Consider the following 16,929-nt stretch of genomic DNA (forward strand, 5'->3'; position numbering starts at 1 on the left):
GCCCCATTCAAGCTGGGCACCGTGGGCACCATTCTGCAGGGACCGGGGCGGCCGTACCCGGGCATGTGCGGGCCCATGCACACAGGGGGCGGGAACCGGCACCGACCGCTTCCCACCCCCCGTCTGATTCCGTCAGCGCACCGCGACCCGGTCAGTACCCCGGGTTCTGCGTCAGCTGCGGTGAAACGCGCACGTCGCGGATGGGAATGGGGAAGAGCACCTGCCCCGGCCGGTCCTGAATGCCCTTCACCTGCACGGCTCTGCCAAGCCGGATGAGGTCCGCCCAGCGATCGCCCTCGAGCGCGAGTTCGAGGCGACGCTCCAGTTCGATCTGGTTGATCACGGTCGCCTGCGTGGTGACCTGATTCCCCAACGTGTGCGGCGCCAGCCCGGCACGCACGCGCACCTTGTTGTACTGGGCCACCGCCTCGGGGAGGCGATTGAGGCGGGCCAGCGCCTCGGCCTTGATCAGCGCCACCTCGGCCAGGCGAATCACGTGCACGTGCTCCGTGCCCGGACGCGCCGACCACTTGGTGCCGTTGAGCGGACGTGACGCCACGCCGCTGGGGCGTACGCTCACCGTCTTGCGGATATCGCCGGCGGTGTACGCCGCGTCGAGTCCGGCGCTGGGCGCCACCTCGGCGCGACCCACCGAGAGGTAGTAGTTGCTGAGACCATTGGTCTCGGTCGCATTGAAGGCGACGCGGAAGATATCCTCGGTGGTGTTGCTCCCCAGCGCCGAGAAGAGATCGGCGTAGGGCACCACGAGCGTGTCACGCCCCGCCAGCACCTGATTGGCCGCATCCAGCGCCGCCTGGTAATCGGCCTGGCTGTTCGCGTTCCCCGCGAGCCCCGCGCGGTAGAAGAGCACGCGCGCCCGCAACGCGCGCGCCGCCGTGGGCGTGGCGTAGCGGGTATTGGTGGTGTTGCGGGTGAGCGTCTGCGCGCTGTCGAGGTCTTTGAGCACCTGCGTGTACACGTCGTTCACCGGCGTCCGCACGTAGGCCTTCGACTCGTCGGGACCGGTCGTGACCTTGGTGGGAATCGGCACCGCGCCCCAGTACTTGACCAGGTTGTGGAAGCCGAGTGCGCGGATGAAGTACGCCTGTCCCATGACGTCGGCGCGGGTCGCCTCGGGAATGGCGGTCACCGTGGGCGCGACGGCGATCAGCAGGTTTGCGCGGTTCACACTGGAGTAGATCGCCGTCCAGAGGGCCGTCACCTCCGCGTTGTCGGCCTGCATGCGATTGGTCTGCATCTCCCCGAGGTACTGGAAGGTGCCCGACCAGACGGCGTTGTCGGCGGCGAGGTCGCCCACCAGTTGCGCCGAGAGGCCATAGTAGCTGCCGCTCTGCAGCGCGTCGTAGGCGCCGTTGAGGGAGGCGGTGGCCGTGGCGGCGTCCTGAATCATCTGGTCCTGCGGGAGCGACGTGACGGGCTCCGTCTGCAGAATGCCGTCGCAGGCCACCGTCGTGGCCAACGCCGCCACCGCGACGGTGCGTGCGAGCAAGCGGGTGCGAGTCTTGAGGGCAGTCATGATCACCATCCGGCGTTGATGCCCACGGTCCAGGTGCGGGCCAGGGGGTACGCGTAGAAGTCGACGCCCAGCGACAGATTCGCGTTGGTGCCGGCGGAGTTGACGTCGGGGTTGTAGCCCGTGTAGTTGGTCCACGTAACGAGGTTGCGACCGCTCACGTAGAGACGGGCGTTATCGGCGCGCATCTGCTTGGCCAGCGACGCCGGAAGACGCCACCCGAGGGTGACTTCCTGCAGGCGCACGAAGGATCCGTCCTCGATGAACCGATCGGACATGAAGCGTGCACCACCGGTGCTGCCCATGCGCGGCTGGTCGGTGATGTCACCCGGCTTCTGCCAACGGTTGCGTACGTTGGCGAACTTGTTGTCCGAAGAGTTGCCACCGTCATCGGCAAAGAGACGGTTCATGTTGAGGAGCTCGTTCCCCTGCGTGAACTGCAGGAAGGTGCGCACGTCGAATCCCTTCCACCGCATCGCATTGGAGAGGCCGCCGAAGTAGTCGGGCTGGGCGCTCCCCAGGTCGGTGGAGAGGTCAGCCGTGACCGGGGTCGTTGTTTCTCCGCCATCACCGCGGCGATAGATGGCGTTGCCCGTCGCCGGGTCCACACGGAGAAAGTCGTAGACGAAGAACGTGCCGATGGGCTTACCCACCATGGCCACGCTCGTGAGCCGGCCCGAGGTGGTGGAGTTCACCGGCTGCCCGTCGGAGAGCGCGGTGATGAGGTTGCGGTTCCAGGTGACGTTCAGATCCGTGGTCCACTCGAAGCCGTTGGTGCCGGGCCGACGAATGTTCACCGTCTGCAGCTGGAGGTCGAGACCGCGGTTGCGCAGGGAGCCGACGTTGTCGGCGACGGTGGTGTAGCCGCTGGTGGCGGCCACCGGGCGGTTGACCAGCAGGTCGGCCGTGGCGCGGTTGTACCAGTCCACCACGAGGTTGACGCGGCCGCTGAAAAAGCCCATGTCGGCGCCGAGATCGGTCTCGGTGGTGCGCTCCCAGCGAAGGTTGGGGTTACCCAGCTGCGAAGGGGCGAGCCCGGCGATGCCGGCGTACGGGTTGGCGGCAGCCAGTGTGCGGCTGCCGAAGTCGGCGATCTGCTGGTTCCCGGTGCCGCCGCGGCTGGCGCGCAGCTTCAGCGTCATGAGACGGGAAAGCGCGCTGGCCCAGCGTTCGTCGCTCACCGTCCACGCACCGGAGAGCGCCGCGAAGTTACCGTAGCGGCTGTTGTCACCAAAGCGCGACGAGCCATCGCGCCGCAGGCTGGCCGTGACCACATAGCGCTCGCGCCACGCCCAGTTGGCGCGGGTGAAGTACGACACCAACGCGTTCTCGGTCTCGCCACCATCGAACACCGAGACCTGCGCCGCGTTGCGCACGAAGCGTTCGAAGCCGGTGGGGAATCCCGTGCCGGCCACGTAGTTGAAGTTGGTGGAGTTGCGCTCCTGACTGGCGCCGGCGGTGATGCGCAGCGTCTGATTGTCGGAGTCGATCACATCCCAGTTGCCGAACGTTTCGGCCAGGAAGCGATAGGCGCGGGTGCGTCCATTGGCGCCTTCGCCGCCCACGCTGGCGCTGACGGCGCGGTCGACCTTGGGGGAGCGCCAGCGGAGTTCGTCGAGCGAGTAGATGTCGGTGCCGAGGCGCGCGGACAGGTTGAGCTTGGGCGAGATCGTGTAGCGCGCCTCCATGTTCCCGAGCGCGCGCAGCGTGGTCACGTTGAGCGCGCTGTAAGTAGCCGTGGCCACCGGGTTGGAGTAGATCAGGCCATTGGCGATGCCGGCGAACCCGAAGGAGCCGCCGCGCACCGGCGAGAAGGGCTGCATGGCCAGTGCGTTGGTCACAATGCCGTCGATGTTCTGGTCGCCGGGCACGCGATCGTTGGACTCGCGGGTGAGGCCGATGTTCGAGGTGACGGTGAGCTTGCTGGTGGCCTGCGCGTCGGTGTTGAGGCGCACTGCCTGCCGCTGGTAGTCGGACCCGATGACGATGCCCGTTTGCCGCGTGTCGCTACCGCTGAGGAACATGCGGAGGCGGTCGGTGCCGCCGCTCACGCTCATGTTGACTTCGCTCATGGGCGCCTGGCGGAAAACGGCGGACTGCCAGTCGGTGTTGATGCTGTCGGTGCCGGGAGCGAAGCGGGGGGCCAGCCCTTGGTTCGTGCGCGCCTCGTTCATCACCGCCACGTAGTCGCTGGCGTTGAGCAGGTCGACGGTGCGCTCCACCTCTTGCGACGCCGTGTAGGCGCTCAGGTTGAAGCGGAAGCGATTGCCGCCCGCGCCACGCTTGGTGGTAATGACGATCACACCGTTGGAGCCGCGCGACCCGTAGATGGCGGCGGCAGCGGCGTCCTTGAGCACGTCAATGGAGGCGATATCGTCGGGATTGATGCCCGAGATGGGGGTCATACGCTGGCCGCTGGTGCCGGTGATCTGCTCGAACGTGCCCTGCAGCATGGGGACGCCGTCGATCACGTAGAGCGGCTGGCTGCCGGCGTTGAGCGACGCGGGGCCACGAATGCGCACCGACACACCGCCGCCGGGCTCACCGCTGTTCTGCATGACCTGCACGCCGGGCACGCGCCCCTGCAGCGCATTGTCCACACTCACCACGGGAATGGCGTCGAAGGCGCTGCTGTCCACGCTGGCGATGGCGTTGCTCACGGTGGCGCGGCGGCTGCTGCCGTAGCCGGTGGCCACGACGGTGCTGAGGACGGCGGCCACGGGGCGCAGCCGGATGTCCATCGTGGCGGTGCCTCCCGCCGTCACGTCCACGGTGCGCTGGGCGGCGCCGTAGCCGAGGCGCTGGGCGCGCACGGTGACCCGCCCGGCGGGGACGCCGGTGAGCTGGTAGACGCCCGACTCCGAGGTGGCCGCGCGCGCGGACGCGCCGGCGACGGTCATCTGCACCCCGGCCACCGGACGGCCCGTGGAGGAATCGGTGACCACCCCGCGCACGGTGCCCGTTGCCCCCTGCGCCTGCAGGGTGTCCGCGGCAGGGAGGGCCGTCAGGACACCGGCGAGTGCGATCAGCGACGTCACGCGCAGCAGTGCGGGCGCCCTCCCTGCCACCACAGACCACAACCATCGACGAGCGATCATGTCTTTCCTCCGGAAGCCGAATGACGGAACAGGTACAGCACGCGGGATCGATCAGATACGCGGCCAGTATATGGTCTCACGGCCAATTCGGCGAGCGCGCCTAACTGTTTTCCACTTCGGGGGATGCCAGCGAGAGCAACCACGGCACGCGTGCGCCGGTTGCCGTACACGTGCCGGCTACTTCAGCGCTTTTCGTTCGGCCGCGAGGGCCGACCGGCCGAGCTTCTCCACCAACGTCGGGAACCATCGCCCCAACCGCCACGCCAAGCGCGCTCGCGCCGGGAGTACGATGACGCCGTGATTCGCGTCCAGCGCGACCAACAGTTCGGCCACGGCGTTCTCGACGGAGTACGGCGGACCGGCCAGCGCGGTGAGGAACCGGCGCGCATCGGGGGCGGAATTGATGCCGAACTCTGCCGGATTCATGCTGTCCAGAATGGGTGTCTCCACGGCCGCTGGACAAAACACGCTCACCCGCACGCCACGCGCCGCGGCCTCGATGCGCAAGCTGGTACTCAACCCGACCACGGCGTGTTTGGTCAGGGCATACGGCGCGAACAAGGGGGCGGGTCCCAACCCCGCCAGCGATGCCGTATTCACGATGTGTCCAAATCCCTGCGTGAGCATCAGCGGATAGGCCGCAAGGACGCCGTGCAACACGCCATACACGTTGATGTCAACGATGCGACGCCACGCATCCAACGGGATGTCGTCGACTTCACCGGCCGTGCCGATGCCCGCATTGTTGAACACATAGTCCAGCCGTCCATGCTCGGCCGCGAAGCGCTCGATGGCCTCGCGCACAGCGGTCGGGTCCCGTACGTCCAGTGCCGCCGCGACGGCGCGCGGACCACACTCCTGCGCCACGCGTGCGGCCGCATCATGATCAACGTCGGTCACCGCCACTGTGATACCGCGGGCCGACAGCGCCTTCGACAACGCCCGGCCAATCCCCGAGCCACCGCCCGTCACGAAAGCCGTTCTTGCACCAAAAGCATTCATCGTTTTTCTCCGCTCTGAATCGGTAGTGGCGCCGCCCAACGCTGGCCTCGGTGGCGAGCGAGGAAAGCATACGCGCGGTGCTGGAGTGGCGCTCGGTGGGTGGGATACGCGTTGAGCGGCCGTCCCTGAATCTGCGCGGTGCGGCCGGGGACGGCGCAACCTGGCCGGCCGGGCCCATCGTGGTCGCGGTTGCGGCGTTGGGCGCGTTCTAAAGGTCGGCCGAGTGGGACAGTCCGCGGCCCGGTGGGACGGTTGGAACGCCTCGACAGTAGCCGTCGTTACAACGTGCGTACATAATCCGCTTGTGTGGTGCGCATCACCCGCCTCCCATCCCGCCCCACGCTTCATTCCTTCCCCACCCCTGAGGAGACTCGCTCATGCTTAACTCGTGGCGCCCCCTGCTGGCGCTCGCGGGGCTGCTTGCGCTCGCCGGCCCGTCAGCTCGAGCGCAGCAGCCCGCTACCCTGACCGTGACGGTGACCGACGCCGCCAACCAGCGCCCGGTTGAAGCCGCTCGCGTGTTTCTGGTGGGTACGACGGTTGCCGGACAGACCACCCCGGAAGGGCGTGTCACGTTTCGGGCGGTCAGTCCCGGGCAGTACACCGTTCGCATTTTGCGCGTTGGCTACACGGAGCAGGCCAAGCCGGTCACCATCGCGGCGGGACAGTCCGCCACATTGAGCGTGGCGATGACGACCGCCGCCATCAATCTGGCCGCCGTAGTAACCACCGCCACGGGCGAGCAGCGTCGCGTGGAAATCGGCAACGCCACGGCCAACATCGACGTCGCCAAGGTCGCGGAGTCGGCGCCCCTCGGTAACCTCAACGATCTGCTCAACTCGCGTGCACCCGGTGTCACGGTCACGAGCGGTACGCAAACGGGAACCGGCGCCCGCATTCGCATTCGCGGTATGAACTCCGTGAGCTTGAACAACGAGCCGATCTGGATCATCGACGGCATTCGTATGACGAGCAACAACGCGAGCTTCACCACCGCGACCGGTAGCGGCGGTGGTACTGGTGGTAACGCCCCAAGCCGCGTAGGCGACCTCAATCCGGAAGAAATCGAGAACATCGAAATCGTGAAGGGACCGTCGGCGGCCACGCTGTACGGCACCGACGCGGCCAACGGTGTCATTCTCGTGACGACCAAGAAGGGACGCGCGGGCGCGGCCCGCTGGTCGGTCTACGGGGAAGGCGGCACGATCTACGATCGGAACTTCTATCCCGATGCGTACTCGCTGTGGGGGAAGCGTCCGGGGGAAACGGTGTCGTCCCGCGCCTTCTGCAACTTGCAGCGCATCGGCCTCGCGCAGTGCACCGCCGACTCCACGAGTGCGCTCAATCTCTTCGACGAAAAGAATCTGACCCCCGTGGGGACGGGCAACCGTCGCCAGACCGGCGTGCAGGTCTCGGGTGGTACCGAAGCCGTCCGCTACTTCCTGTCGGCCGAAGACGAAAACGAAATCGGCGTGCTGGAACTGCCGGCGTTCGAACGGCAGCGTATGGATTCCACGGGCATCCCCATCCGTCCGTGGACGGAGCGTCCCAACACGATGAATCGCCGCTCGCTGCGATCCAACGTGAATGCTCAGCTGAATCCGAAGCTCGACGTGGCCATGTCCACCAACTTCATCAACGTCGCGCAGCGGTATTCCCTCGAATCGAACGCGACGGCGGGTCTTGGTTCTCACCTGTTTGGTGGCCCGGGCACACGCGAAAACGGCACCGTGACAGGCTTGGGCACGCCGCTCAACGGCTACCGCGCATGGACGCCGGGATATATGTGGGCGGAAAAGACCGAACAGACGGTCAACCGCTTCATCTGGTCGGGTCAGGCCAACTATCGTCCCACATCGTGGCTCTCCACACGGGCGACCGTGGGTAACGACTGGACGGGACGCAACGACGAAAACCTGCTCTTCCGCGGCGAAGGCCCGCCGCTGACGGCGACGACGCGCTTTGGCTCGCGCGGTATCGGCCGGGTGTTCATCAACAACCTCACCGTCGATCTCGGCGCCACGGCCAACTACGAAAAGTTCGGCTTCCAGCACAAGACGACCGTTGGCGCGCAGTACATCGGTTTCCGCTCCACGAGCTCGACCACGGGTTCCGAGCAGCTGGCACCGGGTTCGCAGAACGTCAGCTCGGGCACGGTGCTCACCGTCGCCGAAGGCACCACGCTCACCAAGACGTTCGGCAGCTTTATTGAACAGTCATTGGCGTGGCGCGACCGCCTGTTCCTCACGGCGGCCGTGCGGAGCGACCAGAACTCGGCGTTCGGTACGAACTTCCAGAGCATCGTGTATCCCAAGGCGTCGATGTCGTACCTGATCTCGCAAGAGGACTGGTGGAAGGCGCCTGGCTTCGTGAACACCTTCCGTTTGCGCTACGCATACGGCCAGTCCGGCGTGCAGCCCGGCCCGAACGACGCGCTCTTCTTCTACACCGCGGGCATTACCAGCGTCGCCGCCACCGACCAGCCCACGGTCATCCAGGGCGCACTCGGTAACGCCAATCTCCGCCCGGAGCGTTCGGCCGAACACGAGATGGGCTTCGAAACCCAGATGTTCAACCAGCGCGTGAGCCTCGACTTCACCTACTACAGCAAGCTCACCACCGACGCGCTCATCAGCGCGGTGCTGCCGCCGTCGTATGGCTCCGTCGCCTCGCAGCTGCGCAACCTGGGCTCGGTGAAGAACGCCGGTGTCGAAGTGGCGCTCAACGCGCAGCTGGTGCAGAAGAACAGCTTTGGATGGGACGCGAACATCGCCTTCTCGTCGAACGACAACAAAGTCGTGTCGCTCGGCGACACGCCGCCGCAGCTTGGACTGCCCACGCGTACCGTGGCAGGGTACCCCATCGGTGGCCTCTGGTCGCAGCCCATCACGGGCTGGGCAGACAAGAACGGCGACGGTCTCCTGACGTACTTCCCCGATGCAGCCCGCAACGAAGTGTTCGTCGGCGATTCGGTGATCTTCCGCGGCTACTCTACGCCCCGGTACATGACGACGCTGGTGAACGGCTTCGATCTGTTCAACCGGCAGCTGCGTCTGCAGGGCATGGTTGACTGGCGGAGCGGCGGCAAGTGGTACAACAACACCGAGCGGATCCGCTGCACGCGCCCGAACTGCTCGGGACGCAACAACCTGAAGGCCGAGTTCGTGGATCAGGCCACGAATATCGCCGCGAACGAACACCCGGCCCGTACGCTCGACGGCTTCCTTCAAAGCGGCGCGTTCGTGCGTTTGCGTGAAATCTCGGCCCAGTGGACGGTCTCGAGCAGCTTGGCCAAGCGCCTCGTGCGCGGCCGCTCGCTGTCGCTCGTGGTCACGGCGCGTAATCTCAAGCTGTGGACGAACTACCGCGGCACCGATCCGGAGTCGGGCTTCAATACCACGAGCGGCACGGACGCGCCCAGCGAGTTCCAGACGGTGGGACCGCCGAGCTACCTCATCACGCGTATCAACATCGGATTCTGAGGCTACCGACCCCTATGACTCCATATCGATTTTTGGGCCGGCGCTCGTTGAGCCGAACGGCAGGCGCCGTGGCCGCGCTCGCCCTCTCGCTGACGGCCTGCCAGACAGCGAACGACCGCCTGCTTGGCGTGGTCGACCCCGACATCATCGCCCCCGGGGATCTCGAAAAAGTTGACGGCGCCGTCGCGCTTGCGAACGGCACCATCGCCACCTTCCGTGGCATTACGGGTGGCGGTGAAAGCTCGTGGCTGTTCGGCGGCTTGTTGGCTGATGAATGGTCCACCAGTTCGACGTTCATTCAGAACGACGAAACCGATCAGCGGCAGATCCAGCTGATCAATTCGTCGATCACGGGAATGGTGCGCAGCCTCTATCGTACGCGTACGCGTGCGTACGAGGCGATCGAGTCGCTGCGGAAGTTCAGCCCGAGTTCACGGGCGACGATTGCCGAGATGTATCTCGCGCGTGGTTTTGCGGAGATGCAGTTGGCGCTCGACTTCTGCAACGGCATTCCGATTCCCAGCAATCCGCTCTCCAACCCGCCGGAGAATGGAACGCCGAAGACCACGGCGCAGGTGTTTGCGCTGGCGGCCGCGTCGCTCGATACCGGACTCACGTTCGCCAACGGGACCGACGCGGCGAGCGTGCTGATGAATCGTTCCATCCGTGTGGTGCGTGCTCGTGTCGCCCTGGCGCTCGGCGACTTCGCGGGCGCGGGGACGCTGGTCGCCGGCCTCCCCACGAACTTTACCTACGCGCATACCTTCTCGAACTCCACGAGCAACAACACGATCTGGGGGCAGGGGCTCAGCTCACGCCGCTACAGCGTGGGGGACAGCGTCGAAGGCAATTCACGCAACATCCTCGTCGCGAACGCCATTCCGTTTGCGTCGGCCCGCGATCCGCGCTTGCCGGTCACCATCCCGACCAGTGGTTCTATCAACGGTCAGGACGGACAGACCTTCACGCGGACCACGGGCATGTGGGGGCAGCTCACGTCCGTCGACGTGGTGAACGGCATCGATGCCCGCATGGTTGAGGCCGAGGTGGCGCTGCGCACCAACAACCCCACGCAGTGGTTGGCCATTCACAACGCGTTACGGGCGGCCCCGCCGAAGCTCGGGGAAATTCAGCCGGTGGCGATGGCCGCGCTGATTGATCCGGGTACTGAGGCCGGTCGCGTGAATATGCACTTCCGCGAGAAGGCGTTCTGGACCTTCAGCCGCGGCCAGCGGTTGGGTGACATGCGCCGCCTCATCCGTCAGTACGGTCGCACGGAAGCCACCGTCTTCCCGCAGGGGCTGCACTACAAGGGCGGCAGCTACGGGAAGGATGTGAATCTTCCGATCACGCAGCCGGAAGAAAACAATCCGCTTTTCAAGGGATGCACCGATCGTAATCCGTAACGCAGTCATGCCGCGGTAGGCGGCAGCACGTACGACGACGGCCCCTTCACCATCACGGTGGAGGGGCCGTCGTTTTTTGGCACGAGCGGAGGGCACGGAGCAGCGGCCACCGCCCGCCGCGCCGACGCGCGTCGGCTACACGCCGAACTGCGTGAGGTGGTGATCGAGGTGCTTGGCGAAGAGCACGTTCCACTCGGCCGCCGTGAGGGGACCGAAGGAGGGTGATTCCCGCTTCTCGAACGCGGCCCGCCCCTCGGCAGCCACCCGCCGGAGGAACGCGATGAGACGCTGACGCTCGGTGGCGAAGTCGCGCGCTTCCTTGATGCGAAACGCCGGCGCCGTGGGCGAGTTGCGCGGATACGGCGCCAAGCCGACGACCTTCTGCTTCACGATGGTCTTGAGGACGAAGCGCACGATCGGGTTGGGGCGCGGGTGCTTCTGCTCATACACCATCTCGTAGGCCACGTTGGCGTGGGCCAGCATCTCGGCGACGCCCATTTTCCCCCACAGCGGCCGCGTGTCCGGCGTGAGTGCATCGAGGCGGCGCAGCATGGTGTCCACGCCGGCGGGGTCGAAAAGATCGGGAAGTTGGGACATGGTACCGGGGCAAGGGGACTGGGAACCGATCGCGGGGGCGCCTGTGTATGAAATGATATGCGCCCACACCGTTTCTTATCCAGCCTCCCGCTGCTCCTGCTCTTCGCGTGCGCTTCCGACACGGATACGCCGGTGCAGCCGGTCGCGCCCGTCACACCCGTTGCGCCCGTCACCGACCCGCCGGTGCTCACGCGCAGTGTGGTGGAAAGCGGGCTCAGTGCCCCGTGGGACGTCGCCGTGTCGAGCGATGGCGCGCTGTTCTACACGGAGCGGTGTGCAGGGCTCAGCGTACGCCGTTCCAACGGGACCAGAGCGCGCCTCTTCGGCACCACGGGCAGTGCCCTCGTGGCGCCCGATCTCTTCTGCCTCGGGCAGAGCGGGATGAACGGCGTCGCGCTCGACCCCGGCTTCGCCACCAATCGGCTGATCTACGTCTTCATGGCGTCAGCGCTCACGACGTCGCCGCGCACCAATCGCGTGGTGCGGCTGCAACTCGATGCCGGCTACACCACGGCGACTGCGCGCACCGACATCGTCACCGACATCGCGTTCAAGGATGCCGCGAACGCCGTCGGTGGTTCGGGGGCGCACAGCGGTGGGCGCATCCGCTTCGGCCCCGACGGCTTCCTGTACATCGCCACCGGTGACAACCACAGCGCCACGTTGCCCCAGCATCCCACCCTGCTCGGCGGCAAGGTGTTGCGCGTGACGACGTCGGGTGCCGCTGCGCCGGGCAACAACCCGCCGGCGGGATTCGACCCGCGCATCTTCACCTACGGGCTGCGCAACCCGCAGGGCATCGCCTTTCGCCCCGGTTCGGGGCAGCCGTTCATCGCGGAACACGGGCCCAACCACAGCGACGAAGTCACGCGACTCGTGGCCGGCGGAAACGGCGGGTGGGATCCGCAGGGCCGACCGGCGCTCTCCTGTCCCAGCAACTACTGCGGCTACGCCGGCACACCGACGAGCATGCCGATGACCGACCTCGCGCGCTTTCCGGCGGCGCTGGCCCCCGCGTGGAGCAACGGGGGCACTTCGCAAGGCATGGGACCCGCCACGTTCCTGGTGGGCCCGCAGTGGCGCGCGTGGAACGGTCGGCTCGCCGTGGGGATCATGGCGGGACAGCGGCTCGTTGTGATCGACCTCGACGCGGCGGGGCTGGCCAGCGGCACGCTCAACGCCCCGCTGCCAAGCGTGCGGTACCGGGCGCTCACACAGGGGCCGGACGGCGCGCTCTACGTGGTCACCGACGCGGGCGAGATCTGGCGCGTGGTGGCGTCGGCGGCGCCGTAGCGGGCCGACCGCCGCGCTGCCCACCAGCGATGGACGCGCGTGCGGTCTACCCGGCTTGAGAATCGGTTCGGCTTCCCTGCATAACGCGCAACGGGCACCGGTAAAGATGCCCGCCGGCGGCATGATCGTGCACGGAGGCGTCACCGCCGATCGTGGCGTCACGCGGGGTGGCCGGGCCACGCGTCGCGTCGGTTTCTTCGTGAACGCATCCAGACTGGCGTCGATCGTCCACGGATCGTGCGGCGCGCGCAGCAGCGACGCGACACACGCCCACGCATGACGAAGGATCGGCGACACGGAACCGCGGGGCCGATTGTCCAGATCCCGCGCGTGAGGAGGCGATCACCGGCGCCTGCTTCGCGGATTCGAGGAGAATGCCGTTCCATTGGGATGCGTACTCCCCCAAGCCGCTCGCGAGGACACGCGTAGGCGATCACGCGGTTTGCGCGACGGATCATCGACCCACCGCGACAGCAGCTCCGATCCCATCCGGCGGCGAGTGCCCTCGATGCAGCGAGCGCCGCTCCCCGAACGGGGAGCGGCGCTCGCGTGCACCACATGGACCAACCGACTAGTTGGCGCTGCGCCGGCGACGCCGGACAGCAAAGAGCCCCACCAACCCGGTCGCAAAGAGCGCGTAGGTCGACGGCTCCGGCACGACGCTCGTGCCCGACGGCGGGGTCAGTTCCTGAGTGATGGATGGGTTGACGAAGCCGCCGCCGCTGGCGTTCTCGAAGCCCTTGACCTCGAGCGAGTTGAACTGGGCCACTAGGTCGGTCGTCCCGACGTTGGTGGTGGGCCCGCAGAAGTTGTCGTAGACGCGGAGCGAATTGGTTGCGGGTCCGCCTAGAATGATGCTGCTCGCGCTGGAGATGTACAGGTAATCGGCCTGCGCTTGCTGCCCCGCCAGCGTGCTGCAGTCTTCAGGGGAAGGGTTGTTCGTGACCAGCTCGATGGTCCCGTAGAACATCTGGTTGAAGGGAGTCCCCCCACTCGTGGCCGTCGTCGTGATCACGAAATCGAGAAAGGTCGGTATGGTACCACCCCCCGGGTCTCCCGCGCCGAACCAGGCGCCGTTCTGGTACAGCAACGAGCCGAGCACGAAATCCTGACCGAGCGGCACGTTGTTGAATGCATTCGGTGTGAACGAGACCAAGTTCTCGAAGATGGTTCCTGCCCCAGTAAACGTACGATCGTAGCGCATCGAGACGGAGTTGCCAGTCAACGCTTCCGAATACAAAGTGAGCCGGCAGTTCGGGTCGGTGTCTGGGCGGCTGCAGGTTACGACCCGGTCGAAAGTGCTGGGGGACGCGCCGTTCACGAGCCCTTGAATGGGGAAGTTGCTGCTGGGGTTCGTGTTCCATTGGTACGCCGGACCACGGAACCGCGTGAAGCTGAAACTTACGGATCCAGATCCGACGTCTTGGGCGTGCAGCGTGCTAGGGCCGAGCAGAGCGGCGAGCGCGAGCGCAAGCGCCAACTGGCGCGCACGGTGACCGCGATGTTTGTTTTGCGGCAAGGTCGAGGGCATCAGAGCTCCAGAGCGAAAACAGAAGGGAATTCGGGAATCGATCAATTGCTGATCGAAAACCAATCTCAGCTGTCGGTTCAACCCGGGATCAACTGCCTCAAACCATTGTTGTATAATCACTTATGCAGACATCAACAGGTCCGGTCCGTGATCGTTGATGTCCTTGGTCGCTGACACCGCCGGAACCACGTTCATCCGATCGCGTTCATCCGATATGAGCAACGGACCCGCTGTGGGCCCTACCGCGCGCCGCGCGCCACGCGCCTGTATACGCACCCTCGGCGGCCTCACGCTCGAGATCGCCGAGGGGAGCGGTACCACCGAGCCCGAAGCACGGGCGCTGCAGGAGCTGGCCAGCCGACGCCGCAAGGTCGCGCTGCTGCTCTACCTGACGGGCCAGACCAGACCGGTTTCCCGCGAGCTGCTGGCCACGCTCTTCTGGAGCGAGGACGAGCCGGCGCGTGCCCGCCATAACCTGGCCGAGGCGCTGTCACACATCCGACGGGCATTCGGACGTGACGCCATCGCCTCGCGCGTCCAGGACGTCCAGCTCGCCGACAGCTGCCCACTCGACGTGGACGTCCGCCTGTTCGACGCGGCACTGGCCAACGGCGAGATGGAGCGCGCCGCCGCCCTGTATTCCGGCCCTTTCCTCGACGGCGTGTTTCTGGATCGTGCGCTAGGGTTCGATGACTGGGTCGCTCGCGAACGGGCTCGATGGTCGGGACGCTTCGCCGCGCTGTGCGCGACGTTGGTCCCACGCCTGCTCTCGGAGGGTCGATCGGCCGAGGCCGGCGCGTTGGCTGAGCAATGGCTGGGGGAAGATCCGGAGGACGCCGACGCGGCGATCGGGGTGCTGAGAGCGCTTGCGGCGCCCGGTACCCGCACCGCGCTGCGCGACGCGATCAAGCGCTATCGGCGGCTCGAGACTCGGCTCCGAGCCGAGTACGAGAGCGAGCCCGACGATCGCGTGACCGCGCTGTCGGCCACGCATGTCGCAAAGTTGGCGGCGCTCCCTGCACGGCGGGAAGCGGACAGCTCGCGCGTCACCCCAATCGAATCCGCGGCGATCACGACCGACGCCCGTCCGCACACTGTGCCCGCGGTGGGTACTACGACGCAGGTTTCGTCGCCGCGCCGATTCAGCGGCATCTTCATTGCTCTGGCGGCAGTGCTCGTCACGGTCGCCGCGTGGGTTGCTTTGCGTCCGCGCGAGGCCGTTTCGTCGGCCCCGGTGTTGGTGCTGGTCGCGGACACCGAGGACCCGGCGCGTGATCCGGTCACGGCCGCCTCCATTACCACGGTGTTGCGCATTGCGCTCGCGCAGGGCGACCGGCTCAATGTCGTCACGCACGACCGCATGCGTGAGGTGCTACGATTACTGCGTCGCTCGGACAGTACGTTCGTCGACGAGCAGACGGCGCTTGAGATCGCCACGCGCACCGGAGCGGGGTGGGTCGTCATTCCTTCGCTCGCCAGGTTTGGCGCGCGGCGCTCGCTGTCCACACGCACGCTCGAGGTTGCGACCGGCCGGGCGCTCGGCGCTGATCAGGTCACGGCGGTCTCCGATGACTCGCTGCTGTCGGCGCTGGATTTGGTAGCACGCCAATTGCGCGGGCGACTCGGTGAATCTGCAGGCAAAGCCAACGCGCCGCGACCGCTGCCCGACGTGACCACGGCCTCCCTCGGCGCCCTGCGCGAGTATACGATCGCGAATGACTACTCACGACGTCGGGTGTACGACTCGGCCGTCGTTGCCTATCGGCGGTCGATTGCCCTCGACTCCAGCTTTGCCACAGCGTACGCGGCGCTCGGCCAGCTGCTGCATTACACCAACCAACCCGCCGAGGGGGAGCGGGCTCTCGAACGCGCGCTGTCGCTGCGCTCGCGGCTGAGTGAACGCGAGGTGATGCGCAACGAAGCCACGCAAGCCAGATGGCGGCGCCAAGCAGATAGTGCGATCGCCATCCAGCAACGCTGGCTTGCCGGACACCCGCGCGATTCCGATACGCGGTCATCCATGGCCTACGACCTGTTTCTGGGGCGACGCTTCGCGGCGGCGCGGCAGGCGTATCTGGAGGTGTTGGCCACCGATTCACTGAATCCGGTCGACTGGATCAACCTGGCGGCTGCCGGGAAGGCACTCGACACGGAGAGCGATCGGGCGGTGGCGCGTCGGGCGTACGCGCGTGCGTTTGCGCTCGATCCGTCGCTGCGCACCGATGTCATCCAGAACAACGAGTACGGGTCGCTATTGGTGCGTGCAGGATTCCCGGATTCCGCCGCGGCGGTGTTCCGGCTGATGCTCAGCGGTCCGCCGGGGCAATCGGCGCGAGGCTATCGCTCGCTCGGCTTGCTCGCGCTCTGGCGCCGTGATCCGCGTACCGCCGTGGCGCTGTTCGACAGTGCAGCGCAGGCGCATCAGGCGATGAAGAGCGAAGCGCTGGGCGAAGTGCGTGCACGACTGATGCTCGCGTGGGCGCGCGGCGAAGCCGGTGACGAGGCGGGTGCGCGGGCGGAACTCGAACGCGCACGTGCACTTTCGCGAAACGGGGTCGCCGAGCCGACGGTGCTGTACTGGGCAGGAAAGGCGATGGCGCGACGCGGCATGACGGACGCCGCACGCGAGATGCTCGACATGCTGGCCCGCCGCGCAGTGTCAGGAAACGTGCGGCATGAGAGTGCGGAACTGCTGCTCCGCGGCGAGCTGGCGGTGGCGCGGGGGGAGCTGGGCATCGCGGTTCCGCTCATGGAACGCGGCGTCGCGCTCGACACCGTGGACGTACCGCGTGAGTCGTTAGCCCATGCGTTGCGCGCCGCCGGTCAGTCGGCACGCGCGGACTCGCTTTATCGGACACTGGCGGGCGCCCTCAGGTTCGGAACGGAATCGATGTTGGCGCAGCAGTCCGCGGCGCAGCAGATCCGACCGAACGCGCGCTGATCATCGCGGAGATCTGCACGGCACCGCGCCGGCCGATGGCGCCGC

At 66.7% G+C, this 16,929-nt stretch carries 9 protein-coding genes; 4 read left to right on the forward strand and 5 right to left on the reverse strand.

Annotation, left to right across the window (positions count from 1 at the left end):
* Nucleotides 1–151: 151 nt before the first annotated feature.
* From ACIRA7_RS01810 to ACIRA7_RS01820, 3 genes are all read right to left on the reverse strand, one after another.
* The gene (locus tag ACIRA7_RS01810; protein WP_396219080.1) at nt 152–1,537 is read right to left on the reverse strand and encodes a RagB/SusD family nutrient uptake outer membrane protein; all 1,386 of its coding nucleotides are present in this window, start codon (nt 1,535–1,537) and stop codon (nt 152–154) included.
* Between the two features lie 2 nt (nt 1,538–1,539).
* Nucleotides 1,540–4,632 (reverse strand): SusC/RagA family TonB-linked outer membrane protein, encoded by a 3,093-nt coding sequence (locus ACIRA7_RS01815; RefSeq protein WP_396219081.1) that lies wholly within the window; start codon nt 4,630–4,632, stop codon nt 1,540–1,542.
* A 177-nt stretch (nt 4,633–4,809) separates the two neighbouring features.
* A complete protein-coding gene (locus tag ACIRA7_RS01820; RefSeq protein WP_396219082.1) occupies nt 4,810–5,634 on the reverse strand; it encodes an SDR family NAD(P)-dependent oxidoreductase in 825 nt (274 codons plus the stop codon).
* Between the two features lie 377 nt (nt 5,635–6,011).
* Here ACIRA7_RS01820 and ACIRA7_RS01825 point away from each other — a divergent pair, with 377 nt between their 5' ends.
* On the forward strand, nt 6,012–9,116 hold the full coding sequence (locus ACIRA7_RS01825) for a SusC/RagA family TonB-linked outer membrane protein (protein ID WP_396219083.1): 3,105 nt from the start codon (nt 6,012–6,014) through the stop codon (nt 9,114–9,116).
* A 47-nt stretch (nt 9,117–9,163) separates the two neighbouring features.
* Entirely contained in the window at nt 9,164–10,522 is a 1,359-nt protein-coding gene (locus tag ACIRA7_RS01830) for a hypothetical protein (RefSeq protein WP_396219084.1), read from the forward strand.
* 135 nt (nt 10,523–10,657) lie between these two features.
* Here ACIRA7_RS01830 and ACIRA7_RS01835 read toward each other — a convergent pair whose 3' ends face one another.
* Nucleotides 10,658–11,119 (reverse strand): DinB family protein, encoded by a 462-nt coding sequence (locus tag ACIRA7_RS01835; RefSeq protein ID WP_396219085.1) that lies wholly within the window; start codon nt 11,117–11,119, stop codon nt 10,658–10,660.
* Between the two features lie 57 nt (nt 11,120–11,176).
* Between ACIRA7_RS01835 and ACIRA7_RS01840 the strand changes: the two genes are divergently transcribed.
* Nucleotides 11,177–12,412 (forward strand): PQQ-dependent sugar dehydrogenase, encoded by a 1,236-nt coding sequence (locus ACIRA7_RS01840; protein WP_396219086.1) that lies wholly within the window; start codon nt 11,177–11,179, stop codon nt 12,410–12,412.
* 571 nt (nt 12,413–12,983) lie between these two features.
* Here ACIRA7_RS01840 and ACIRA7_RS01845 read toward each other — a convergent pair.
* A complete protein-coding gene (locus ACIRA7_RS01845) occupies nt 12,984–13,616 on the reverse strand; it encodes a PEP-CTERM sorting domain-containing protein (RefSeq protein WP_396219087.1) in 633 nt (210 codons plus the stop codon).
* Nucleotides 13,617–14,157: 541 nt separating this feature from the next.
* Here ACIRA7_RS01845 and ACIRA7_RS01850 point away from each other — a divergent pair.
* Nucleotides 14,158–16,884 (forward strand): BTAD domain-containing putative transcriptional regulator, encoded by a 2,727-nt coding sequence (locus ACIRA7_RS01850; RefSeq protein WP_396219088.1) that lies wholly within the window; start codon nt 14,158–14,160, stop codon nt 16,882–16,884.
* Nucleotides 16,885–16,929 lie beyond the last annotated feature (45 nt).

The organism is Gemmatimonas sp., assembly GCF_044376735.1.
Lineage (GTDB): Bacteria > Gemmatimonadota > Gemmatimonadetes > Gemmatimonadales > Gemmatimonadaceae > Gemmatimonas.

Excerpts from the sequence above, each read along its gene's own strand:
- ACIRA7_RS01850 (WP_396219088.1), top strand. The coding sequence starts at position 14,158 with ATGAGCAACGGACCCGCTGTGGGCCCTACCGCGCGCCGCGCGCCACGC.
- ACIRA7_RS01845 (WP_396219087.1), bottom strand. The coding sequence starts at position 13,616 with ATGCGCTACGATCGTACGTTTACTGGGGCAGGAACCATCTTCGAGAAC.
- ACIRA7_RS01815 (WP_396219081.1), bottom strand. The coding sequence starts at position 4,632 with ATGATCGCTCGTCGATGGTTGTGGTCTGTGGTGGCAGGGAGGGCGCCC.
- ACIRA7_RS01825 (WP_396219083.1), top strand. The coding sequence starts at position 6,012 with ATGCTTAACTCGTGGCGCCCCCTGCTGGCGCTCGCGGGGCTGCTTGCG.
- ACIRA7_RS01835 (WP_396219085.1), bottom strand. The coding sequence starts at position 11,119 with ATGTCCCAACTTCCCGATCTTTTCGACCCCGCCGGCGTGGACACCATG.
- ACIRA7_RS01810 (WP_396219080.1), bottom strand. The coding sequence starts at position 1,537 with ATGACTGCCCTCAAGACTCGCACCCGCTTGCTCGCACGCACCGTCGCG.
- ACIRA7_RS01840 (WP_396219086.1), top strand. The coding sequence starts at position 11,177 with ATGCGCCCACACCGTTTCTTATCCAGCCTCCCGCTGCTCCTGCTCTTC.
- ACIRA7_RS01820 (WP_396219082.1), bottom strand. The coding sequence starts at position 5,634 with ATGAATGCTTTTGGTGCAAGAACGGCTTTCGTGACGGGCGGTGGCTCG.